This is a genomic window from Nocardiopsis sp. EMB25, from assembly GCF_026797795.1.
Classification (GTDB): domain Bacteria; phylum Actinomycetota; class Actinomycetes; order Streptosporangiales; family Streptosporangiaceae; genus Nocardiopsis; species Nocardiopsis lucentensis.
This window is the reverse complement of record NZ_JAMTDN010000001.1, coordinates 1892243-1915096: the sequence shown is the minus strand read 5'-3', so window position 1 is coordinate 1915096 and position 22854 is coordinate 1892243. Positions and strand designations below refer to the sequence as shown.

Below are 22854 nucleotides of genomic sequence, written 5' to 3'. Positions count from 1 at the left end.
CGAGGACGAACGCGATGACCGAACCGAGCGGCCGGCCGGGCGGACCCACCCCCCTGAGCCGGGCGATGGACACGATCCGACAGCTCAAGGCCCAACTCGCGCAGCACGGCGGCAACCAGCCCGTCGCCATCGTCGGCGCCGGTCTGCGCCTGCCCGGCGGCGTCCGCGACCTGGACGGACTCTGGGACCTGGTCAGCGGGGGCCGTGACGCCGTCGGCCCCCTGCCCCCCTCACGCCGGGAACCCTTCGCCGAGGGGTGGGACTCCACCGTCGACCGCGCCGGGTTCCTGGACGACCCCCTGGGCTTCGACGCCGCCTTCTTCGGCATCAGCCCCCGAGAGGCCCGCGCGATGGACCCCCAGCACCGGCTGCTGCTGGAGGTCGCCTGGGAGGCGCTGGAGAACGCCGCCCTGCCGCCCGACCGGCTGGCCGACGCGCGCACCGGCGTCTACGTCGGCATCACCGGCAGCCAGGAGGACTACCGGGACTGGAGCGGGGGAGAGGCCGACGCCTACTGGTCCACCGGCAGCGGCCACTGCTTCGCCGCGGGCCGGGTCTCCTACGCCCTCGGACTGACCGGCCCCGCCGTGGCCGTCGACACCGCCTGCTCCTCCTCCCTGGTCGCGATGCACCAGGCCGCGCAGGCACTGCGCAGCGGGGAGTGCGACGTCGCCCTGGCGGGCGGGGTCAGCGTCATCATGTCGCCGCGCTCCACGCGGGTCATCCAGCGGACCGGGTCCCTGGCCCCCGACGGCCGCTGCAAGGCCTTCGACGCCCGCGCCAACGGCTTCGGGCGGGGCGAGGGATGCGGCGTGGTGGTCCTCAAACGCCTGGACCGGGCGGTGGCCGACGGCGACCGGGTTGTGGCCGTGCTGCGCGGCTCGGCCGTCAACCAGGACGGCCGCTCCTCCGGGTTCACCGCGCCCAACGTGCTCGCCCAGGTCGACGTCATCACCCGGGCGCTGGCCGACGCCGAGCTGACCCCCGCCGACGTGGGCCTGGTCGAGGCGCACGGCACCGGCACCTCGCTGGGCGACCCCATCGAGATGGAGGCCATCGCCGAGGCCCTGGCCCGCCGCAACGGCGGCGCGCCGCTGCGGGTGGGCGCCCTGAAGAACAACATCGGCCACCTGGAGGCCGCCGCGGGCGTGGCCGGGGTGCTCAAGGCCGTCGCCTGCCTGCGTCGCGGCGCGGTCGCGCCCCTGGCCAACTTCACCACCCCCAACCCCCGCGTCGACATCGGGGGCACCGGCATCGTCCTGCCCACCGAACCCCTGCCCTGGGACACGGCGGGCGGCGCCGCCCACGCCGGGATCAGCTCCTTCGGCATGTCGGGCACCAACGCCCACGTCATCGTCGGCCCGGCCGACCCGGTCGCCGAACCGCCCACGACCCCCGAGGCCGTCCCCGGGTTCGAACTGACCGCAGCCACCGCCGAGGCCCTACGCGCCCTGGCCGCCGACCTGGTCGACGCGGTACCCGACACCCGGGACGGCTACGCCGCCTTCGCCCACACCCTGACCCTGGGACGGCACCGCCACCGGGTCCGCGCCCGGGTCCGCGCCACCGACCCGGACACGGCCGTCACGGCCCTGCGGGCGATCGCCGAGGCCCAGGACTCCCCGCTGGTGGAGACCGTCGACGACCCGCTGGCCGTCACCCCGCCCGACCTGGCCGGTCTACCGCGCCATGTGGTCGACCTGCCCGCCTACCCCTGGCAGCGCGAACGGCACGCCCCCGAACCCGCCCCCGAGACGGAGCCGGAGGCGGACGAGCGGGCGGAGGCGGACGGCGAGGCGACGGCCCGACCCGTGCCCGCGCACAGCCTGCGCTGGCGGGCGGCCGAGACCACCGGGCCCGCCGACGGACCCGACCGCGCCGGGCGCCCCCTCGTGCTCGCGGGCGACGACGCCCACACCCTGCGCGTGATCCTCACCGCCGCCCACGAGCGCGGCCTGACCGGACGGGTCCAGGACGGGGCCGTCGAGGGCGAGCTCCCCGAGGGCTGGACCCGCGACCCGCTGCCCGAGACCGAGCCGGTCACCCTGCTCCTGGCCCACACCGCCCCGCCCCTGCCCGAGACCCCCGACCCCGAACGGGACATCGCCCACGAGGGCGCCCGGCTGTGCGCCGAGGTCACCGAGCGGGTCAGGGGCCTGGCCGCCAGAGGAGTCCCCGGCGACCGCGCGTACGCCCTGACCCGGGCCAGCCGCCGGGTGACCGGCACCGAGACCGTCATCGCCGGTCCGCACGGCCTGCTCAACGGCCTCGCCCCCTGCCTCGGACTCGAACTGGGCGCGGTCTGGGGCGGCACCGTCGACCTCCCGGCCGAGACCGCCCACGCCGACGCCCTCGCCGCGGTCGACCTGCTCACGGCCGACCACGACGAGGACACCGCCGCCGTCCGCGACGGCGCCGCCCTCGTCCCCCGCCTGGTCCCCGCGGCCGGCGACTACACCCCCGAGCTGCCCGTGCGGCCCGACGCCACGTACCTGGTCACCGGCGGCCTGGGCGGAGTCGGCCGCGCCGTCGCCGAGGACCTCGTCCGGCGCGGGGCCCGCCACCTGCTGCTCCTGGGCCGCCGCCCCGGCGCCGAACTCGGGAAGGCCGCCACCGGGCTCCTCGACCGGCTCAGCCGTGACGGGGTCGAGGCGGCCTACGTCGCCGCCGACTGCGACCTCCCGTCGGTCGTCGACCACACCGACCGGGCCCTGCGCGCGATGCCCGCCCTGGGCGGGATCGTGCACTGCGCGGGGACCCTGCCCCAGCGCCCGATCGCCTCGATCACCGCCGAGGACTTCGCCGCCGCCCTGCGCGGCAAGTACTCCGGCGCCTGGTGGCTGTCCCTGCTCAGCCGCGACCACGCACCGGACTTCTACGTCACGACCTCCTCGGCCTCCGCCCTGTGGGGGAGCGAAGGACACGCCGCCTACGCCGCCGCCAACGCCGGCACCGACACCCTCGCCGCCCACCGCGCCGCGACCGGAGCACCGGCCGCGAGCCTGGCCTTCGGGCTCTGGCGGCTGGACGGCATGGCCGACGCGCGGGCGCGCGCCGACCTGGCCGCCATGGGGCTCGGCGACATCGCCCCCGCCGAGGGCGGCGCCACCCTGACCGCCCGAGGCCCCGACGGCGACCCCCATGTCCTGGTCTGCCCCGTGGACTGGGACCGGTTCACCGGCGTCATGGCCGCGCGCCGCGTCCGGCCCCTCCTGGCCGAGGTCACGGCGGGCGCGAACCAGGCCTCGGCGGTGGCGACCGAGGCCGCCGGGCGCATCCTGGCCGCCCCCGAACGCACCCGTGCCGACGCGGCCCTGCGCTACACCGCGGGCGCCCTGGCCACGGTCCTCGGCCACGCCGACGCCACCGCCCTGCGCACCGACACCGGGTTCTACGACCTGGGCCTGGACTCGGTCATGGCGGTCGACCTCGTCCAGAAGCTGTCCGCCGAACTCGGCCTGACCGTGGAGATCTCGGAGGTGTTCGACCACCCCTCCGTCGAACGGCTCGCCGCCCACCTCCACGACCGGCTCGTCGGCGCCGCCCCCGCCGGCCCCGACACCGCGACCCCCGCCGCGCCCGTCCGGCGGGCGACCGTCCGCGCGGCCACCGCGGACCGGGACAGCGCCCCGGCCGCCCCGGCCGACCGCGCACCCGTCGCCGTCGTCGGCATGGCGGGCCGCTTCCCCGGCGCCGAGGACACCGGGCGGCTGTGGGACCTGCTCAGTGGCGGCCGCGACGCGACCGGTCCGGTACCCGCCCACCGCTGGGAGGGGATCGGCTTCGACCCCGCCAACCTCACCACCGACCGGGGCGGCTTCCTGACCGACATCGCCGGGTTCGACGCGCCGTTCTTCCAGATCCCCGCCCGCGAGGCCCAGAGCATGGACCCCCAGCACCGGCTCCTGCTCCAGTCCGCCTGGCACGCCCTGGAGGACGCCGCCACCGACCCCACCTCCCTGCGCGGGACCCGGACCGGCGTCATCACCGCCCTGTCCAACTCCGACTACGCCCGCGTCCTGGAACGCGGCGGCCCCGACGGGGTGGACGCCTACTTCGGCACCGGCACCGCGCTCAACGCCGCCGCCGGACGGATCTCCTACCTGCTCGGCCTGAACGGACCCGCGTTCGCCGTCGACACCGCCTGCTCCTCCTCCCTGGTCGCCCTGCACCTGGCCGTCCGCTCCCTGCGGGCGGGCGAGGCCGACCGGATGATCGTCGGCGGCGTCAACGTCATCGCCGACCCGACCTGCACCGTCGCCACCAGCCGCGCGCACATGCTCGCCCCCGACGGCCGGTGCAAGACCTTCTCCGCCGACGCCGACGGGTTCGGCCGGGCCGAGGGCTGCGGCGTCGTGGTCCTCAAGCGGCTGTCCGACGCCCACGCCGACGGCGACCGGATCCTGGCCGTGCTGCGCGGCAGCGCCGTCAACCAGGACGGAGCCTCCACCGGATTGACCGCGCCCAGCGGCCGCGCCCAGGAGGCCGTGATCGCCGCCGCGCTGGCCGACGCCGGGGTCGGCGGAGCCGACATCGACTACCTGGAGGCGCACGGCACCGGAACCTCCCTGGGCGACCCCATCGAGGTGGAGGCCGCCTGGAACGTCCTGGGGCGGGACCGCGACCCCGACCGCCCCCTCCTGATGGGCTCGGTCAAGAGCAACATCGGCCACGCCGAGTCCGCCTCCGGCATGGCGGCCCTGTTCAAGACCGTCCTGGCCCTGCGCGAGGGAACGCTCCCGGCCACCCTCCACTGCGCCGAACCCAACCCGCACGTGCCCTGGGACCGGATCGGCGCCCGGCCGGTCACCGAACCCACCGCCTGGCCGACCGGCGACCGGCCGCGCCTGGCGGGCGTGTCCGGGTTCGGGTTCAGCGGCACCAACGCCCACCTGGTCGTGGCGGAGGCCCCTCCCCTCCCGGAGCGGGAGGACGGCGAGGGACCCGCCCGTGTGGTCCTGCCGCTCTCGGCCGCCGACCCCGAGGGGCTCGACCGCCTCACCCTGGCCTGGCGCGACCGCCTGGCCACCGCCACCGACGACGAGATCCCCGCGCTGGCCGCCACCGCCGGGGCCGGACGCGCCCACCTGCCCGTCCGCCGCGCCGTCGTCGGCACCGGCGCCACCGAACTGCGCGACGCCCTGACCGGTCCCGACCAGGGATGCGCCACCGGCGGGGCGCCGCGCGTAGCGTTGCTGTTCTCCGGGCAGGGCAGCCAGTACTTCGGCATGGGCCGCGAGCTCTACGAGACCGAACCGGTCTTCGCCGACGTCCTCGACCGCTGCGACCGGATCCTGGACGGCTCCCTCGGCGCCCCGCTCACCGACCTGATGTTCGGATCGGCCGACCCCGCCCTCATCGACCAGACCAGGGTCACCCAGCCCGCGCTCGTGGCCCTGGAACTGGCCCTGGCCGCCCTCTGGGAGTCCTGGGGGGTCCGCGCCGTCGCGGTCATGGGCCACAGCGTCGGCGAGGTCGCGGCCGCCGTGCACGCCGGAGTGCTCAGCCTGGAGGACGGACTGCGGCTGATCCGCGACCGAGGCGCGCTCATGCAGGGCACCGCGCCCGGCGCCATGCTCTCGGTCACCCTCCCCCTCGACCGCGTCCAGGAACTGCTGGAGGGCACCGACCTGGACGTGGCCGCCGTCAACGGCCCCGAGTCGGTCGTGGTCGCGGGCGCCCCCGAGCAGACGGAGGCGCTGGCCGAACGGGTCCGGGAACTGGGCGCCAAGGCCCGCGCGCTCACCGTCTCGCACGCCTTCCACTCCCGCCTCATGGACCCGATCCTCGACGACTTCACCGAGGTCCTGGCCCCCATGGAGTTCGCGCGGCCCCAGATCCCGATCATCGCCAACGTCACCGGCGGCCCGGCCGCACCCGACCAGTACACCGCCGAGTACTGGCGCCGGCACGTGCGCCGGCCCGTCCTCTTCCACCAGGGCGTGCGCGCCCTGACCGAACAGGACGTCGACGTCTGCCTGGAGGTCGGCCCCGGCCGCACCCTCCTCGGCCTGGTCCGCGCCTCGACCGCGGGAACCGGTACCCCCGCACTGGTGGCGTCGGCGCGCAGGGGCGCCGGGGAGCGCGCCACCATGCTCGGGGCCGCCGCCGAGCTGTACCGGCTCGGCCAGGACCTGGACTGGTCCGCCGTCCAGTCCACCGACCGCCCCGGTGCCGCCGACGCGCCGCACTACCCCTTCGACCCCGCCCCGCACTGGGCCGCGCCGGTACCGGCGCGCACCCCGGCGAACACGCCCGCCCCCGAGCGGCACTGGGGCAGGGAACTGCGCTCGCCCGCCCTGACCGGCCGCGCCTTCGCCTTCCCCCGCACGGCCGACTTCCCCCGCTACCTCACCGACCACCGCCTGTACGGAACGGTCGTGACACCGGCCGCCTCCCACCTGGCCACCGCGCTCAGCGCCCTGGCCGGGGACGGCAAACCCCTGACCCTGGCCGACCTGCTGTGCCCGCGCGCCCTGGTCATCGAGGACGGGGACGGGTTCGAGACCCAACTGGTGGTCGGCGAGGGGGAACGGCCCCCGCTCACCGTGCACAGCCGCCCCGACGACGCGGACCACGACGGCCCCTGGCAAGAGCACCTGCGGGCACGGGTCGCCACCGACGAGGCCGCCCCCGTCCCCGACCTGCCCGACACCGCCGCCTTCACCGAGGCCGCGGAACGCCACATCGACGGGGCGGCCTTCTACACCTACTTCCGCGACCTCGGCTACACCCTCGGCCCCTCGTTCCGGTGGATCGACGGGGTATGGATCCGCGGCCGGGAGGCGCTGGTGCGCTACCGCCGCCCCGACCTGCCCGACGCCCCGGCCGACTACGAGCTCTACCCCGGCCTGATCGACTCCTGCTTCCAGAGCATCGCCGGGTTCATGGTCGACACCCGCGCCGAGGAGGCGCCCTCGCTGGCGATCCCCTTCTCCGCCGACCGGCTCTCCTTCCCCGCCCGCGGCCGCCCCGGCACCGGGACGTGGGGGCACGTCAGGGTCCTGGAGGCCACCGACCTGCCGGGTGGACGCCTCCGGGTCGAGGTCGCCGACCTGCACATGTTCACCGACGACGGCGACACGCTCCTGGCCGCCGACCGCTTCCGGGTGCGCCACGCCCCCCGCGAGGCGCTCCAGGCCGGAATGCGCCGCGACCACCTGCACACCCTCCGCTGGCGCCCCGACACCGCCGACACGGAAGGCGCCCGCCGCCCCGGCGCGGCGACCGTCCTGCGCGCACCCGACACCGACCACGGCCTCACCGCGGCCCTGACCGACCTCGGGATCGCCGCCGAGACCGCCACCGCCCCGGACGGACCGGACGGCCCGGGCGCCGACCTGCTGGTCGACACCCGGTTCCTCCACCTCCCCGGCGGCAGCGCCGAACACGCCCTCTCCGCCGCCCTCGACCTGGCCGACACCCTGCGCCGGACCCCCGCCGACACCGCCTACGCGGTCCTGGCCGACGGCTCCGACGCCCACGCGCCGGTCCGGGAGGCCCTGTGGGGCATGCTCGCCGCCCTGGAGGCCGAGGACCCCGCCCGCCGACTGCTGCGGGTCACCCTCGCCGACGGCGCCGACCCGGCCCGGGCGGCCGCCGCCCTGGCCACCCGTCTGGACGCGCCCAACGGCACCCGTCTGCGGGTCACCCCCGACGGGGTCCAGGTGGCGCGCCTGGCCACCCAGGACACCCCGACCGGTGAGGAGGACCCCGCCGTCGGCGGGGCGGCCCTGGTCACCGGCGGGCTGGGCGCCCTCGGCCTGAGCGTGGCCCGCTGGCTGGCCGCCAGCGGCGTCGACGACCTCACCCTCATGGCGCGGTCGGAGCCCGACGCGACCGCCCGCGCGGTGATCGACCGGCTCTCCGGGACGGGCACCACCGTCCGCGTGGTCGCGGGCAGCGTCACCGACCCCGACGACTGCGCCCGCGCCGTGGCCGCCGCCACCGCCGACCGCCCCCTGCGCCACGTGTTCCACCTGGCCGGAACCACCGCGGACGGGGCCTTCCCCCAGATGGACGAGGACGCGTTCCGCACCGTGTTCGCGGCCAAGGCCCAGGGCGCCGACCGGATCGCCGAGGCCGTCGCCGACCAGCCGCTGCGCTCCCTGGTCCTGTTCTCGTCGGTCTCCTCGGTCCTGGGCTCGGCCGGTCAGGCCAACTACGCCGCCGCCAACGGCTACCTCAACGGCCTGGCGCGGTCCCTGCGCGGCCGCGGCGTCCCCGCCACCGCCGTGGCCTGGGGGCCCTGGGAACCCGGCGACAAGGGCGGCCTGGCCGCCGACGAGCGGGTCCGCTCCGCCGTCGCCCGAGCCGGGCTGACCCCGCTCACCGACCGGACGGCCTGGCCAGCCCTGACCGCCGCCGCCCAGGGCGGGGAGCCCGTGACGGTGGCCGTCGACGCCGACTTCACCCGCCACGCCGAACGCCTGGGCGCCCACCCCGCGGCGCGGCTGGTCGACGAACTCGCCGAGGCCCCGCGCCGCGCGACCGACACCGACCAGCGGGGCCCCGAACGCGGCTGGCTACGGGCGCACCTGGCCGACACCGACGGCCCGGACCGCCTCGACGCCCTCCACGACGCCCTGCGCGGGGAGGTCGGCCGGGTCCTCGGGGACACCGACCGCGTCACCGACCAGGAGGGGTTCGCCGACCTGGGCATGGACTCGATCATGGTCATCGACCTGCACGGACGCCTCGTCCACGCCCTCGACCTCGACCTGCCCTCCACCGTCGGCCTGGACCACCCCACCGTCGAGGCCATGGCCCGCTACCTCGACCACAGGCTGCTCGGCGAGCAGGCCGCGCCCGAGCCGCCCGCCCCGACCCCGCCGACACCGGAACCCGCCGCGGACCTGGCCGAACTGAGCACCGAGGACCTCGTCGCGGCCGCCCGCGCCGAGCTGATGAGCGAAGAGTGAGGAAGACCGTGGAAGCGACCGAACTGCGCAGCCTCGTCGAGGAACAGCTCGCCCTGACCCGCAGACTCAAGGACCAGGTGCGCCGGCTCAAGGAGGAGAGCCGGGCCCCGCTGGCCGTCGTCGGCACCGCCCTGCGCCTGCCCGGCGGCCTGACCGCACCGGACCAGTACTGGGACTTCCTCAACGGTGGCGCGGACGCCACCAGCGAGTTCCCCGAGGACCGCCCCGGTCTGCGCTCGGTGTACGACCCGCAGCCGGGCCGCCCCGGAACCTCCTACGTGTCCCGGGCGGCCCTGATCGACGACATCGCCTCCTTCGACGCCGCGTTCTTCGGGATCTCCCGCCGCGAGGCCGAGTCGCTCGACCCCCAGCAGCGCCTGATGCTGGAGGTGGCGTGGGAGGCCATGGAACGGGCCGGGATCGCGATCCGCCGCGGGCGGCGGCTCGACGCCGGGGTCTTCGTCGGCATCATGGCGGCCGAGTACACCGACCGGCTCACCCGGGGCGCCGACCTGGAGGGCATCGACCCCTACTACGGCACCGGCGGCGGCCACGCCTTCGCCGCCGGACGCGTCTCCCACGCCCTGGGCCTGTCCGGCCCGGCGGTGAGCGTGGACACCGCCTGCTCCTCCTCCCTGGTGGCACTGCACCAGGCGGCGCAGAGCCTGCGCCGGGGCGAGTGCCGCTACGCCCTCGTCGGCGGCGCCAACGCCCTCTTCTCCCCGGAGCTGATGGTCTCCCTGTGCCAGAGCCGGGCCCTGGCCCCCGACGGCCGCAGCAAGCCCTTCCTGGCCTCCGCCGACGGCTACGGCCGCGGCGAGGGCGTGGGCGCCCTGGTCCTGATGCGCCTGGAGGAGGCCGAGCGCGAGGGCCGCCCGGTCCTGGCCGTGCTGCGCGGCAGCGCCGTCAACCACGACGGCGCCTCCTCCGGGCTGACCGTGCCCAACGGACCCGCCCAGCAGGAGGTCCTCCGCTCCGCCCTCGCCGACGCCGGACTGCGCCCCGAGGAGGTCTCCTACGTCGAGGCGCACGGCACCGGCACCTCCCTGGGCGACCCCATCGAGGCGGGCGCGCTCCAGGAGGTCTACGGCGGCTCCGACCGCGAGGCGCCCCTGAAGGTCGGCAGCGTCAAGGCCCGGCTGGGCCACCTGGAGGCCGCCTCGGGGGTGGCCGCGCTGATCAAGGTCGTCCTCATGCTGCGCCACGGCACCGTCCCCGCCGCCCGCGCACCCGAGGACGGCCCCCTCAACCCCCACATCCCCTGGGATACGGGGAATCTGGAGGTTCCCGACCGCGCCGCTCCCTGGCCGGAGCACGCACGCGTCGCGGGGGTCAGCGCCTTCGGGCTGAGCGGCACCAACGCCCACGCCCTGCTGACCGCCCCGCCGACGCCGGAAGAGCGCGCGCCCCGCTCCGACCGCCGGGAACTGGTCACCGTCTCGGCCCGCGACCGCGCCGCGCTGTCCGACCTCGTCGACCGCGTCGGCCGCCACCTGGTCCGCGGCGCCGACCCGGCCCCGGCCTGCCACACCCTGCGCCTCGGTCGGGCGCACCTGCCCCACCGGGTCGCCGCCACCGGAGCCGACGCCGCCGCACTGGCCGACAACCTGCGCGCCGCGCTGGCCGCCGGACCGCCCGCCGCCACCGCGGGCCGCACGGTGATCCTGCGCCTGGGGCGGGACCATCGGGCCCTGGCCGACGCCGTTCGCTCCCTGGCCGACGCGTTGCCGGGCCTGGACCTCGCAGGCCCCGACACCGACCCGGCCACCGTCCTGGCCGGCGCCCTGACCGGTCTGGGTGTGCGCACGGCCGCCGAACCCGCCGACACCGACGCCTACGCCGCCGCCCTGGTGTGGGACGATCGCGAGCACCCGCTGCTGGCCGTCGGGCCGGACCCCGCCCGCCCCTTCCTCGACGCCCTGGCCGCCCTGTACACGGCCGGAGCCGACCTGGACCTGTCGGCGCTCAGCCCGACCGGTGTCCGCTTCGACCCCGACGTGCCCACCTACGCCTTCCAACGGCGGCGCTACTGGATCGACGAGCCCCGGACCGGCACCGCCACGGGCACGGCCGCCCCGGACCGGGAGTCCGGTGCGGCCGGGGTCGACCGCGCCGAGATCACCGCCTTCCTCCACGACGAACTCGCCACGGTCCTGCACGCGGAGGAGGCGGTCGACCCCGACAGCGCCTTCCTGGAGGTGGGCGGCGACTCCTTCACCGCGATGATGCTGCTCACCAGCGTGGAACAGCGCTTCGGGTGCGAGATCCCCCTGGAGGGCTTCGACACGGAGGCCACCGTCGGCGCGCTCGTGGCCGGACTGGCCGACCGCATCGCCGAGGCCGTGGCGGACCGGCCCCGACAGGAGGCGACCGTATGACCACCCCCTTCACCCGCCCGCGCACGGTGGTCGACGCCGAGCTGCGCCTGTTCGTGTTCCACCACGCCGGAGGGTCGGCCGCGGGCCTCTTCCCACTCGCCCGGGCGCTGCCCCAGGACTGGGAACCGCTGCTGTACGACCTGCCCGGACACGGCCGCCGCAACTCCGAGCCCCCGCTCACCGACATGGCGTCGATGGCGCGGCGCGCGGTCGCCGAGCTGGAACCGGAGATCGACGGTCCGTTCGCGCTGTTCGGACACAGCCTCGGCGCCGTCCTCGCCCACGAGGTCGCGCGCACCCTCACCGCACGCGGACACCGGCCCCTGTGGCTGGGCGTCTCCGGCCGGGTCGCGCCCGACCGCCAGTCCCAGGGCGTCCACGGCGTCCACCGACTCGACGACGACGCCCTGCTGGCCGCCCTGGACACGGTGGGCGGCGGCATGCCGAAACGGATCGCCCAGGTACCCGAGTTCCGTCACAGGTTCCTGCGCCTGGTCCGCGCCGACCTGGGAGCGGTCGCCTCCCACCGGCCCGAACCCGGTAGGGCGCCGCTGGCCTGCCCGGTGTCCGCCTACGCGGGCGACCGCGACCCGTGGGCACCCGTCGGGGACGTGGCCGCCTGGGCGGACGAGACCAGCACCGCGTTCACCCACCGCACCCTGCCCGGAGGGCACTTCTACTTCGCCGACCACGGGCCGGACCGGTTGGCCCGCGCCCTGGCCGCCGACGTCCGGGCGGCGCTGCCCGCCCCCGTCGGCCGGACCTGAAACCACCGCCGCACCGACCCGCACCCGCCGAGGAGACCCGCCATGCACGTGATCGAGACCCGCCAGAGCATCGACGCCGCACCCGAACGGGTGTGGGAGGCCCTGGCCGCCCTGGGGCGCTACCGCGAGTGGAACCCCGTCATCGTCGAGGCCGACGGCGCAGCCGCGGTCGGTGAGCGCATCGCGTTCCGGATGGTCCTCCCCGGCGGCGGCCAGAGCAGGCACGAACCGGTGATCACCGTGGCCGAACCCGGTCGCGCGCTGTGCTGGGAGGGGACCGTCGGCGCCGCGTGGTTGGCCCGAGCCGTCCACGAGTTCCGACTGGCCCCCTCCGGCGACGGAACCGTCCTGATCCACAGGGAGACGTTCACCGGACTCCTGGTGCCCCTGGTCAAGGGCACCCTGAAGCGCACCGAGGAGGGCTTCGTCGAGATGAACCGCGCCCTCAAGAAGCTGGTCGAGTCCGGCGCCGCGGCCGAGTGACGACCGGGCCGGAGGCCGGTCCGGGCACCGTCGGGGCCCTTCGGGTGGGCGCCGTGCCGCCAGGCGTTCGCCGAGGGTGCCCGACCCGCCGCGGAGCGGCCTCCGGGCGGGTCGAAGCGAAGCGGCACGCCCAAGAACTAGAGCGCCATGTCGTGCTCCCGGGCGACCACGTCCGTGATCCGTCGGCGGTCGGTGATGGAGAGCTTGCGGTAGATCCGTGTCAGGTGCTGTTCCACCGTGCTGACCGTGACGTGCAGCCTGGTGGAGATCTGGCGGTTGGTCAGCCCCCGGGCCGCGAGCACCGCCACCCGGGTCTCGGCCTTGGTCAGCCCGGCCGTCGTCGGCCGCGCCGGGATCCGGGACCCGGCGCGGGGGAGGGCGGCCGGGGGCACGGCGCCGTCCCCCGCGGTCGGTGCCGCGGCGCCGATCCGGTGGCGCCGCGCCCTCTCGCGCAGACCGGCCGCCTCCGCGGCCTCACCCAGGGACTCCCGGGCGTCGGCCAGCTCCAGCCGCGCCCGCGTCGCCTCCAGCGCGTCCGGGGCCCGGTCCAGTACGCGCACGGCCTCGTCCAACACCGGCACCCGCTCGGCCGGGGGCAGCGTGGCCGCCAGGTCCCGCAGGGCGATGCCCCGGGTCCGGTGACGCTCCGGCCCCACCAGCGCCTGCTGCTCCAGCACCAGTTCCCGGGCGGTGTCGGTGGCGCCGAGCCGTTGTCGGGCCCTCGCGGCGCCGCCCCTCCAGGGCACCAGGGAGGGCGTGTCCAGACCCCACCCGACCATCAGTTCACCGCAGAGGGTGAAGTCCGCCAGGGCGCTCTGGTCCCGTCCTGCGTTGAGGTGGTGGTGCCCGCGGGCGTACAGGTAGTGCAGCCCGAAGCGGGACCTCAGGACGACCTCGCTCACCCGTTCGGCCATGACCCCGGCGGCCTCCTGCCGGTCACCCGTGGCCTCGGCGACCAGCAGGAGGTGGCTCAACGGCAGTCCGGCCATCGCGCCCCAGCCGGGGAGGGGCAGCGACGACAGCGCCGCCCGCGCGTGGTGGCGGGTCAGCTCCAGGTCGCCCCGGCGCAACGCGATCTCGGCACGCATCATGTGGGCCTGCCCGGTCCAGAGCGGGGACCGGTCCGCCGCGCCGAGCAGCGACTGGCTCCAGTAGGCGGCCCGGTCGAGCTGATCGGCGTAGACCAGTGTCGACAGGGCCGCGAACACCGCCTCCACCATGTGCTCGCCGAACCCGGCGTTGGTCAGGACCTCCTCGGCCCTGACCATGGCGTGGCGGTCGGCGCCTTCGCCGAGCACGTCGGCCAGCGACTCGGCCCCCTTGAGCCGCAGCACCTCCGTGGAGATGGCGGGGATCCCGCCCCGGGGGCCCGGTCCGTCCGTCGCGGGGACCAGATGGGACAGTTCGGGATAGGTGGACTCGCACACCGCCCTGGTGACACGGGCCTCGACCACGAGGGCGGTTCCGCCGACACCGGGGTCGCGCAGGGGCTCGGGAAGGGCGGACAGGACCCGCGCCACCTCCGCGTGGTGCCCCATCCACAGGAGTCCGCGCACCAGCGCGTACAGCTCGCATGCGGAGAGCCGCTCGACGAGGGAGCCCCGGGTGAGCCGCAGTAGATGGCGGGTCGCGGCTGAAGGGTCCCTCCGCCACAGGGCGGCGGCGAGGGCGAGGGTGATCCGGGGACGGGCCGCCTCGTCGTCGCAGCAGGCCAGGGCGGTGGTGAGGCAGTCGACCGCGAACCCGACCTCCCCGCGCCCCATGGCCTGTTCGGCGGCCGCGCCCAGGATCGGGACCGCCCACGGCTGGTCCTCGGGTTCTGCCGCGCACAGGTGGTGCGCGATCCGCTCGACGGGCGCGTCGTCCCGGTGGAGGAGCCGGGCGCACCACAGGTGGGTCCGCGCCCTCTCCTGCGGTCCCATCAGGTCCACAACGGCGGCCTGGGCCTCGGGGCAGCGAAAACCCCGGGCGTCCAGGAACCCCGCCGTCCTGAGCCGTCGCAGCCCGTCCCTGGTCTCGGCGTCCCCCAGGACGGACAGGGTGGAGAGGGGAGAGTGTTCGGGCGGTTCCGACTCGCCCATGACGGCCAGCGCCTTGGCGAGCGGCACGGCCGAGGGGTCGTGGCGGCGCAGGTACTCGGTGAAGGAGACCCGGTAGGACTCGCCCGGCCGCACCCGGGACGTGGAGCGGTCCCGTCCTGACACACCCGCCGAGGTGTCCACCCGGTCGTCGAGAACGGCCCGTACCAGGCCCGGCACGCCTCCGGTGATCTCCACCAGGTCCGTGACGGTCTGGTCATCGGCCTCGGCGCGGTACTCCGACACGATCTCCCGCACGCCCGACCGGTCCAGGGGCGCGAGCCGGATCCGGGTGCAGTGGGGGAGCCACGCCAGTTCGCCGAGGGGCGCGGCGGCCCCCGAGTGGGGGAACGGTCGCCCGGAGACGACCGCCATGACCGGAGCCCGGTGCAGGCGCCGCAGGACGTACAGGAGGCAGTGGGCCGAGGCGGCGTCGGTGTGGTGGGCGTCGTCGACGTGCAGGACCAGGGGGGTGTCCGCGGCCGTGTCGCGCAGCGTGAGGCAGAGTTCCTCCAACCGGAGCACGACCCGGGGCGGTAGGGGTTCTGGGGGGTGACCAGAGTCCCATTCCGGGGCGGGGGACAGCGGGGGCAGCCCCGCTCCGTCCATGACCTGGTTGATCAGGCCCAGTTCCAACGCTCGCTCGCTGGGGGATCCGCTGGCGGACAGGTGTCTCGCTCCGCTGTCCGCCACGTGGCTGACGAAGTCTCCCAGCAGGACCGACTTGCCGGAGGCGGTCGGCCCCGTGAGGTGGACGAGGTGCCCCTCGCCCCTCACACACTCGTCGAAGAGCTTCCGCAGGAGGGATCGCTCGTGCTGTCTCTGGAGAGGTCGCATCTGCCAGATTCTCCGAGTGCCGGTGATCCCTCGTGCGGATTCCCGGTTTCGGGTCGATGAATGATTCGGCCCGGTACACACGGTCACCGGCGCGGCCGGTGCGGCGCGGGGGTCAGTCCTCGGAGCCGTGGGTGTTGTACCCGCTGGCGCGCTCCTGGCCGGACAGGCCGTGGATGGCGTCCATGATGCGGTCGGTGATCTCCCGGCGCGCCTTCCCCGGGGCCAGGTGGTCGTACCCGGTGGAGAAGTCCATCGGTCTGCCGAACCGCACGGTGAACGGGTGCGGGCGGGGCACCGGCGCGCCGATCGGCTGCACCCCCTGGGTCCCGGACACCGCCACCGGCACCACCGGCGCCTTGGACTCCAGCGCCAGGTGCGCCACGCCCGTCCGGCCCCGGTAGAGCCGCCCGTCCCGGGAGCGGGTGCCCTCGGGGTAGACCACGCACGCCTCGCCCTCGCGCAGCCGCTCGAGCATCAGCTCCAGCGACAGCATCGCGCCGCGGGCGTCGTTCCGCCGGACCGGCATGGCCCCCAGGGAGCTGAACACGGCCTTGGTCGCCCTCCCCTTGACCCCGGTCCCCTCGAAGTAGTCGCTCTTGGCCAGGAAACGGACCTGCCGCGTCCTGACCGCCAGCGGGATCACGACGCTGTCGACGAAGGAGAGGTGGTTGCTGGCGAGCAGTACCGCCCCCGTGGCGGGGACGTTCTCCCGGCCCTCGATGGTCGGTCGGCACAGTGTCCGGGCGAGGACCGCCGCGGTCTGCCGCAACGCACCGTAGAGCACGCGTGTTCTCCCTCACGAAGGTGGTCTTGTGTGACCCCCAATGTAAGGGCGACCCATGGGTAACAATGATCTGGGGCACGTGAACGGCATCACGACACGGCATCGGACGATGAGCCCTCGACGCGTCGATGACGTGCGAGAACCCCACGCGTCAGGCGTGCCCGGGCCCGGACCGGCTCAGTCCGCGCGCCGCCAGTCCGCGTTGGCCCCGCACACCACCAGGCACGGGTTCTCACCCGGGACCCGCCCGGCCAGCCACGCGGCGAACGGCACCGCCGCGGCCGGTTCGGTGGCGATCCGGAACTCCTCCCACAGCCGGTCCTGAGCCTGGACGATCTCCTCCTCGCCGACCAGCACGGGCGTCACCGGGTGCGCGCGCAACACCTCGAACGGCACCCGGCCCAGGACCGCCGCGCCCAGCGCCGAGGCCGCCACCGAGTCCACCGGGGTCCGCACCGGGTGCCCGGCGGCCAGCGCCGCGTGCAGGCTCTGGCAGCCCTCCGGCTCCACCGCGACCACGCGCCGCTCCTCCCCGATGCCCAGGCGCACACCCGCGACCAGGCCGCCGCCGCCCACCGCCACGGCGACCGTGTCGCACTCGGGGGCGTCGGCGGCGATCTCCAGGCCGATCGTGCCCTGACCGGCGACGACGAGCGGATCGTCGTAGGCGTGCAGGTAGCGCACCCCCTCGTTCTCCGCGCGCGTGCGGGCGGCCTCGGCTGCCTCGGCGTACTCCCGGCCCACGCGCACGATCTCCGCGCCCGTCTTGGCCAGTGCCGCCGCCTTGGCCTCGGGCACCGTCTCGGGCACGTACACGGCCGCCCGGATACCCAGCAGCGAGGCCGCGGTGGCCACGCCCAGCCCGTGGTTGCCGCCCGAAGCCGTGATCACCCGGTCGGTGGGCTCCCCGCCGAGCAGGGCGTTGAGCGCGCCGCGCAGCTTGAACGCGCCCGTGCGCTGGAGGTACTCCAGCTTCAGGGTGAGCGGGCGCCCGTCGACCTCGGTGCGCATGACCGGGGTGCGGCGGGCGTAGGGGGCGATGCGTTCGGCGGCGGCACGGACGTCGGTGGCCGTGGGCGTGCGCGAGGCACGTGCGGTACTCGGGCTCATGGCCCCATGCTGCCGCTACTGGGCATTAACTTAAAGTTGGGTCTGCTAAAGATCGTTAAGTGAAACTTTGTACCTGATTTTGTTGTACAGCGGGAACGGAGGGGAACCGTGCTGGACGCCAACCGGCTCCGCGTCCTCGTCGAGATCGCGCACGCCGGATCCATCGCCGCGGCCGCCGAACGCCTCTCGTTCACCCCGCCGGCCCTGTCCCAACAGCTCACCAAACTCGAACGCGAGGTCGGCTGCCGCCTGGTCGAGCGAGGACGGACCGGCGCCACCCTCACCGAGGCCGGACGCGTGCTGCTCGACCACGGTGAACGCGTCATGGGGGAGCTGCGCGACGCCGAGGCCGCCGTCCGCTCCATCGCGGGCGAGCCCCCCGACCGCCTGTCCCTGGGCGCGTTCGCCAGCGCGGGCAAGGTGCTGCTGCCCGAGACACTCGCCGCCTTCGGGCACGCCCACCCGCACGTGCGCCTGTCGCTGTCCGACATCGAACCGCCCGGCGGGTACGGTCTGGTCACCTCCGGGGACCTCGACCTGCTCGTCACCCACCGCTACCCGGGCGCACCCCTGCCCCACGTCGGCGGCCTGCACCGCGAACGCGTCCTGGTGGACCCGCTCATGGTGGTCGCCCCGGCCGGACACCCCGTCCTCGCCCACCGGGCCCCGACCCTGGCCGACCTGGCCGAGGAGGAGTGGATCTGCGGTGCGCCGGGCATCCCCAACCGGGTCAGCCTGGACACCGCCGCCGCGGCCGCCGGGGTGCGGCTGACCGTGGCCTACGAGACCCGCGACTACGAGGTCGCCCTCGCGCTGATCGAGGCGGGCGTGGGCGTGGCGCTCGTCCCGAACAGCATCCTCGGCGCCGCCCGGCGCGGGGATTGGGTCAGCCGACCCCTGCGCGGGGCCCGGCTCGCCCGGGACATCTTCACCGTGCACCGCCGCCGCCCCTCCGAACCGGTCTCGGCGATGGTGGGGATCCTGCGGCGCACCGCCGCGCGCGCGTTGGACCGGGGCGGGGCCTGAGGGGTCCGGGGGTCCGTCCCGGGGGAGGGGGCGGAAGACACCTCGCTCCCGCTCACCCCGCTCGGTAGGGTCGCGGGAGTCCTTCGCCGAGGGGCCCATGGGATCAGCGTGCGGCCGCTCCGGCGGCCCCCACGCTGAGAGCAGGTTCCGTCGATGGCATGCCGTATCAGCGATCTCGTGATCGACTGCAGTGACCCCGAGGCGCTGGCCCGGTTCTGGTGCGAGGTCCTGGACTTCACGGTGCTCGCCCGGGGTGAGGAGGGCGTCGAGATCGGTCCGCGCGAAGGACTCGGCGGCCCGCAGCCGGTGATCGTCCTCATCCGCGGCGACGAGCCGAGGAAGGGCAAACTCCGGCTGCACATCGACGTCACCGCCACCGACCGCGACCAGGACGCCGAGCTCGAGCGCCTCCTGGCCGCCGGGGCCCGACCCCTCGACATCGGTCAGAGCGGGCAGGATCCCTGGCACGTCCTCGCCGATCCCGAAGGCAACGAGTTCTGCCTGCTCGGCGGTCGTATCGATCCGCTCTGACCACCCCGGTCACCACCGGGTCGGCTAGAGCGACGGCGCCCCGGGCGGACGCGGAGCGTTCCAGCGGTAGCGCAGCGCCAGGACGCGGACGGTGAAGCACGTCGCAGCGCCCCCGACCGCGACCCATCCCGCCCCGAGCCCGAACACGTCCACGACCACCACGAACCCCGCGCCGAGCATCGCCGGGATCGCGTACAGGCGCGAGTCGGCGCTCAGCACGGTCGGCACCCGGTTGATGAGGACGTCGCGGACGGTGCCGCCGCCCACCGCGCTCAGCGCGCCCAGGATCGTCGCCTGGAGCGGACCGACCCCCAGCTCCAGCGCCTTGGTCGCCCCCGTCACCGCGAACAGGCTCAGCCCGGCCGCGTCGAAGAGCAGGATCGGCTTGTTCAGGTGGTGCAGCCACCGGCTGAGGAAGAACGCCACCGTGGCCCCCGACAGGGCCGTGACCAGGTACCGCCAGTCCTGGAAGGTCGCCGGGGTCACCCCGAGCAGGACGTCGCGGATGATGCCCCCTCCGATGGCGGTGACCACGCCCAGGGCCATCACGCCGACGATGTCCACCCGCGCCGAGCGGATGGCGGTCAGCGCCCCGTCCAGGGCGAACGCGAACACCCCGAGCAGGTCGAGGACGAGGAGGATGGTCTGGGTGGACATACGGCTGCGCCGGGACGGCGTCCTTTCCGGGGCGGGACCTTCGACAACCTGTCAGTACACCACGGGCGGACGGTGTCATCGCACGTCCTGGATGTGACACGCCGCACGGACGCCCCGAGGGGCGGCCACGTGAGGGCGTGTCGCCCCTTCCTCCTTCCGCTGCCAACCGCCACGATCGAGGGGTCCCACCGGCACACGGGCGGAGCGAGGAACATGGAGCACGTCGACGCGATCGTCATCGGCATGGGGCCAGGGGGTGAGACCGTCGCCTCCCGGCTCCTGGACGCGGGGCGCCGCGTCGCCGTGGCCGAGCGGGAGCTCATCGGAGGGGAGTGCGCCTACTACGCCTGCATCCCCTCCAAGGTGCTGCTCCGCGCACCCGAGGCCCGCCAGGAGGCGGTCGGCGCCGCCGGGGTGGACACACCCGGGCTCGACTGGCCCGCCCTGCGCGACCAACGCGACCGGATGATCCGCCACCTCGACGACTCCGCGCAGGTCCGGGGCTACCGCGACCGGGAGGCGCTCGTGCTCCGGGGGCGGGCCCGCGTCATCGGACGCGACCCCTGGCGGGTGTCCGCGGGCGGAACCGAGGTCAGCGCCGACCACCTCGTCGTGGCCACCGGCTCCGAGGCGGTCCGCCCGCCCGTGGCGGGCCTGGAGGACCTGGGACCGGACCTGATCTGGACCAACCGCGAGGCCACCACGCTGGCCGCCCCGCCAGGGAGGGCGCTGCTGATCGGCGGCGGCGCGGTCGGGGTCGAACTCGGCCACTTCCTCAACCGGATGGGCACCGAGGTCACCCTCGTCCAGCGCGGCCCCCGTCTGTTGGACCGCGAGGACCCGCGCCTGTGCGAACTGATCGGCGCGCGGTTCGCCCGCGACGGCGTCGACGTGCGGGTGGGCACCACCGTCGACTCGGTCGCGCGCGACGGATCGGAGGTGCTTTCCACCCTCGACGACGGCCGGAGCGTGCGCACCGACGTCGTCGTCCTGGCCTCGGGCCGCCGCCCGAGCGCCGACGCGCTCGGCCTGGCGGAGCTGGGCGTGGAACTGGACCGGGGCGCGCTGCCCGTGGACGAGAGCTGCCAGGCCGCACCGGGGCTGTGGGGGGTCGGCGACGTGACCGGGCGCGCGATGTTCACCCACGTGGCCAAGTACCAGGGCCGGATCGTCGCCGACAACGTCCTGGGACTGGGGCGGACCGCCGACTACACGGCCGTGCCCCGGGTGGTCTTCTCCGACCCCGAGATCGCCGCCGTGGGGCTCACCGCGGAGCGGGCCCGCGCCCGGGGGATCGACGTGGTCACCGCCGAGGTCGACGTCCCGGAGACCACCGCGCGGCCCTGGACCTACTCCACCGGGCCCGAGGGCAGGCTCGGCCTGGTCGCCGACCGCGCCGGCGGGGTGCTCGTGGGGGCGTGGGCGTTCGGCCCCCTGGTGTCGGAGTGGATCCACACCGCCGCCCTGGCGATCCACGCCCGGGTGCCGGTCGCGCTCCTGTCCGACTCGATCCCGCAGTTTCCCACGTTCAACGAGGCCTACCTCATCGCCCTGGAGCAGCTGGGCATCTGACCGGGGGAGGCGGGTGCGGAGCCGGCTCCGTGGGCGGTCCGGCCCCGCACCCGCCCACGTCCTCACCCGCGGCGGTACACCACCCGCCCGTCGACCACGGTCATCGCCACCGGCAGGTCGGGCAGGTCGTCGGGTGCGGTGGTGAGCGGATCGCCCGCGAACACGGTCAGGTCCGCACGGGCCCCCTCGCGCACCATCCCGGCGGTGGTCTCCTCCCCGGTGCCGTAGGCCGCCCACGACGTGTAGCCCGCCAGGGCCTGGAGTGCGGTGAGCGCCTGTTCCGGGCCCACCGGGTCCCGACCGTCCCATCCGGCGGGTCGCCGCAGCCGCGCCCCCGCCATGACCGGACGCGGGTCGAAGGCGGCGATCGGCCAGTCCGAACCCAGCGCCACCCGGCCGCCCGCCGCACCGTCCGTCCGTCCGTCGACCACGGTTACGGCCTCCGGCGGGTCGGTCCGGTGCCCGTTCGGAAGCGGGCGCCCTGTGTAGGCGGCCCCGTGGGTCAGGCGGCGTCGCTGCGGCCGTCCCGCCGCCCCGTCCGTGTGAAGACCTCGTGCAGCGCGCGGTCGGTGTCGGCCACGCCCGCCCGCAGGGCCGCCAGCCACGCCGCCCCGCCCGCCGTGCACCCGGCCATGACGATCTCCGTCCCCGACGATCCCAGCTCCAGCTTGCGGGTGAGCGCGGCGCGCACCGGTGCGGAGTGGGTGAGCACACCGCCGGACAGCACCACCGGCGTGCGTTCCCCGGGCGTGCGCACCTGGTGCACCGTGTGCGCGAGGTGGCCCGCGGCGGCCTCCACGATCACCTCCGCCGCCGGATCACCCGCCGTGTGCGCCTCGCTGACCAGCGGCGCGAGCGTGGCCAGCGCGACCGGAGGCCCCTCGGTCAGAGTCCGGGCGAAGTTGCGGGCGTGCTCCTCGGGCCAGTGGTCCTCACCATCGGCCGGGCGCTGACCGGGGATGACGCGCTTGGCCACCGTACGCGCCAACGGACTGAGCTCCCCGCCCCGGGACAGCTGCCGGGCGGTCTCCTTGGCGGCCTGGTGGCCGATCCAGAACGCCGAGCCGTCGTCGCCGATCAGCCATCCCATGCCGTCGGCGGACCGGGCGCGCCTTCGCTCCTCGATCCTCGTCGCGATCGCCCCGGTCCCGGCGATGAGCACCGTTCCGTCGGGCAGCGGCGTGCCCGAGGCGAAGGCGATCTCGTCGTCACCGGTGAACCTCGCCGTCTCACGGGGCAGGCCCGCCTCGACCAGGGCTCCCTCCATCCGCGCGTGCACGTCCACGTCCCGCAGCGCCGACACGCCGGCCAGACCGACCACGACCGCCGCGACCTCCTGGCGTGCCCAGCGTTCGGCGCGGTCCAGCGCACCCTCGACCGCCTCGGTCAGCTGGGCGGCCGCCCGGATGACGCCGTGGGTGTTGGGGTTGGCGCCGCCCGCCCACGACTCGCCCAGCCGTTCACCGGTCAGGGTGGTCACCAGGGCACGGGTGGTGGTGCCGCCCGCGTCCACCCCCACCACGACGCGCGTCGCGCCGCGCGTGGACCGGGGGCCTTGCCGTTTCGGTGTCGAAGGAGGAGTCACACCGTAGAGGTGCCCCTCCGTGACGTCGGCTACTCCTCCGTGACAGTCCGGTGACCGAACCACGGTGGACGCTGTGACGTGTCGCGCACCGCACAGGAAAACGTGTGGCCACGTTCGAGGCCCTC

Annotated in this window: 13 protein-coding genes; 7 read left to right on the top strand and 6 right to left on the bottom strand. The window is 75.4% G+C overall.

Going from position 1 to position 22854, the window contains the following annotated elements; genetic code table 11:
* Nucleotides 1–14: 14 nt before the first annotated feature.
* From KIK06_RS08355 to KIK06_RS08340, 4 genes are read left to right on the top strand one after another with little or no spacing between them, the layout of a single operon-like run.
* Nucleotides 15–8921, top strand: coding sequence for a type I polyketide synthase (locus KIK06_RS08355; protein ID WP_268642670.1), 8907 nt, complete (start codon nucleotides 15–17; stop codon nucleotides 8919–8921).
* 8 nt (nucleotides 8922–8929) lie between these two features.
* Nucleotides 8930–11299: a beta-ketoacyl synthase N-terminal-like domain-containing protein gene (locus KIK06_RS08350; RefSeq protein WP_268642669.1), complete on the top strand. Its 2370-nt coding sequence runs from the start codon at nucleotides 8930–8932 to the stop codon at nucleotides 11297–11299.
* Nucleotides 11296–12066 carry a thioesterase II family protein gene (locus tag KIK06_RS08345; RefSeq protein ID WP_268642668.1) on the top strand — a complete coding sequence of 257 codons (771 nt, stop codon included), beginning with the start codon at nucleotides 11296–11298 and terminating at the stop codon, nucleotides 12064–12066. The genes KIK06_RS08350 and KIK06_RS08345 overlap by 4 nt, the downstream gene beginning before the upstream one ends.
* Nucleotides 12067–12108: 42 nt before the next feature.
* Entirely contained in the window at nucleotides 12109–12549 is a 441-nt protein-coding gene (locus tag KIK06_RS08340) for an SRPBCC domain-containing protein (protein ID WP_017598904.1), read from the top strand.
* 137 nt (nucleotides 12550–12686) lie between these two features.
* On the opposite strand, the gene KIK06_RS08335 is transcribed toward KIK06_RS08340, so the two are convergent.
* The 3 genes from KIK06_RS08335 to KIK06_RS08325 all read right to left on the bottom strand — a co-directional run bounded on the left by KIK06_RS08335 (nucleotide 12687) and on the right by KIK06_RS08325 (nucleotide 17358).
* Nucleotides 12687–15464 (bottom strand): helix-turn-helix transcriptional regulator, encoded by a 2778-nt coding sequence (locus KIK06_RS08335; RefSeq protein ID WP_268642667.1) that lies wholly within the window; start codon nucleotides 15462–15464, stop codon nucleotides 12687–12689.
* A gap of 112 nt (nucleotides 15465–15576) precedes the next feature.
* Nucleotides 15577–16248, bottom strand: a complete 672-nt coding sequence (locus tag KIK06_RS08330; RefSeq protein WP_017598901.1) for a lysophospholipid acyltransferase family protein — start codon at nucleotides 16246–16248, stop codon at nucleotides 15577–15579.
* A 177-nt stretch (nucleotides 16249–16425) separates the two neighbouring features.
* On the bottom strand, nucleotides 16426–17358 hold the full coding sequence (locus tag KIK06_RS08325) for a threonine/serine dehydratase (protein ID WP_017598900.1): 933 nt from the start codon (nucleotides 17356–17358) through the stop codon (nucleotides 16426–16428).
* A 108-nt stretch (nucleotides 17359–17466) separates the two neighbouring features.
* On the opposite strand from KIK06_RS08325, the gene KIK06_RS08320 reads away from it, so the two are divergent.
* Together KIK06_RS08320 and KIK06_RS08315 are read left to right on the top strand one after the other, a co-directional pair.
* Complete coding sequence (locus KIK06_RS08320) at nucleotides 17467–18384, top strand: LysR family transcriptional regulator (RefSeq protein ID WP_017598899.1); 918 nt, start codon at nucleotides 17467–17469, stop codon at nucleotides 18382–18384.
* 153 nt (nucleotides 18385–18537) lie between these two features.
* Nucleotides 18538–18915 (top strand): VOC family protein, encoded by a 378-nt coding sequence (locus tag KIK06_RS08315; protein WP_268642666.1) that lies wholly within the window; start codon nucleotides 18538–18540, stop codon nucleotides 18913–18915.
* A 24-nt stretch (nucleotides 18916–18939) separates the two neighbouring features.
* Here the strand turns inward: KIK06_RS08315 and KIK06_RS08310 are convergent, their stop codons facing one another.
* Complete coding sequence (locus KIK06_RS08310; protein ID WP_017598897.1) at nucleotides 18940–19572, bottom strand: trimeric intracellular cation channel family protein; 633 nt, start codon at nucleotides 19570–19572, stop codon at nucleotides 18940–18942.
* A gap of 213 nt (nucleotides 19573–19785) precedes the next feature.
* On the opposite strand from KIK06_RS08310, the gene KIK06_RS08305 reads away from it, so the two are divergent.
* Entirely contained in the window at nucleotides 19786–21144 is a 1359-nt protein-coding gene (locus KIK06_RS08305; RefSeq protein WP_268642665.1) for a dihydrolipoyl dehydrogenase family protein, read from the top strand.
* 62 nt (nucleotides 21145–21206) lie between these two features.
* Here the strand turns inward: KIK06_RS08305 and KIK06_RS08300 are convergent, their stop codons facing one another.
* Both KIK06_RS08300 and KIK06_RS08295 read right to left on the bottom strand, forming a co-directional pair.
* A complete protein-coding gene (locus KIK06_RS08300) occupies nucleotides 21207–21575 on the bottom strand; it encodes an amidohydrolase family protein (RefSeq protein WP_268642664.1) in 369 nt (122 codons plus the stop codon).
* Between the two features lie 71 nt (nucleotides 21576–21646).
* The gene (locus KIK06_RS08295; protein WP_268645903.1) at nucleotides 21647–22657 is read right to left on the bottom strand and encodes an N-acetylglucosamine kinase; all 1011 of its coding nucleotides are present in this window, start codon (nucleotides 22655–22657) and stop codon (nucleotides 21647–21649) included.
* Nucleotides 22658–22854 lie beyond the last annotated feature (197 nt).

Excerpts from the sequence above, each read along its gene's own strand:
- KIK06_RS08355 (WP_268642670.1), top strand. The coding sequence starts at position 15 with ATGACCGAACCGAGCGGCCGGCCGGGCGGACCCACCCCCCTGAGCCGG.
- KIK06_RS08345 (WP_268642668.1), top strand. The coding sequence starts at position 11,296 with ATGACCACCCCCTTCACCCGCCCGCGCACGGTGGTCGACGCCGAGCTG.
- KIK06_RS08340 (WP_017598904.1), top strand. The coding sequence starts at position 12,109 with ATGCACGTGATCGAGACCCGCCAGAGCATCGACGCCGCACCCGAACGG.
- KIK06_RS08335 (WP_268642667.1), bottom strand. The coding sequence starts at position 15,464 with ATGCGACCTCTCCAGAGACAGCACGAGCGATCCCTCCTGCGGAAGCTC.
- KIK06_RS08325 (WP_017598900.1), bottom strand. The coding sequence starts at position 17,358 with ATGAGCCCGAGTACCGCACGTGCCTCGCGCACGCCCACGGCCACCGAC.
- KIK06_RS08315 (WP_268642666.1), top strand. The coding sequence starts at position 18,538 with ATGGCATGCCGTATCAGCGATCTCGTGATCGACTGCAGTGACCCCGAG.
- KIK06_RS08310 (WP_017598897.1), bottom strand. The coding sequence starts at position 19,572 with ATGTCCACCCAGACCATCCTCCTCGTCCTCGACCTGCTCGGGGTGTTC.
- KIK06_RS08305 (WP_268642665.1), top strand. The coding sequence starts at position 19,786 with ATGGAGCACGTCGACGCGATCGTCATCGGCATGGGGCCAGGGGGTGAG.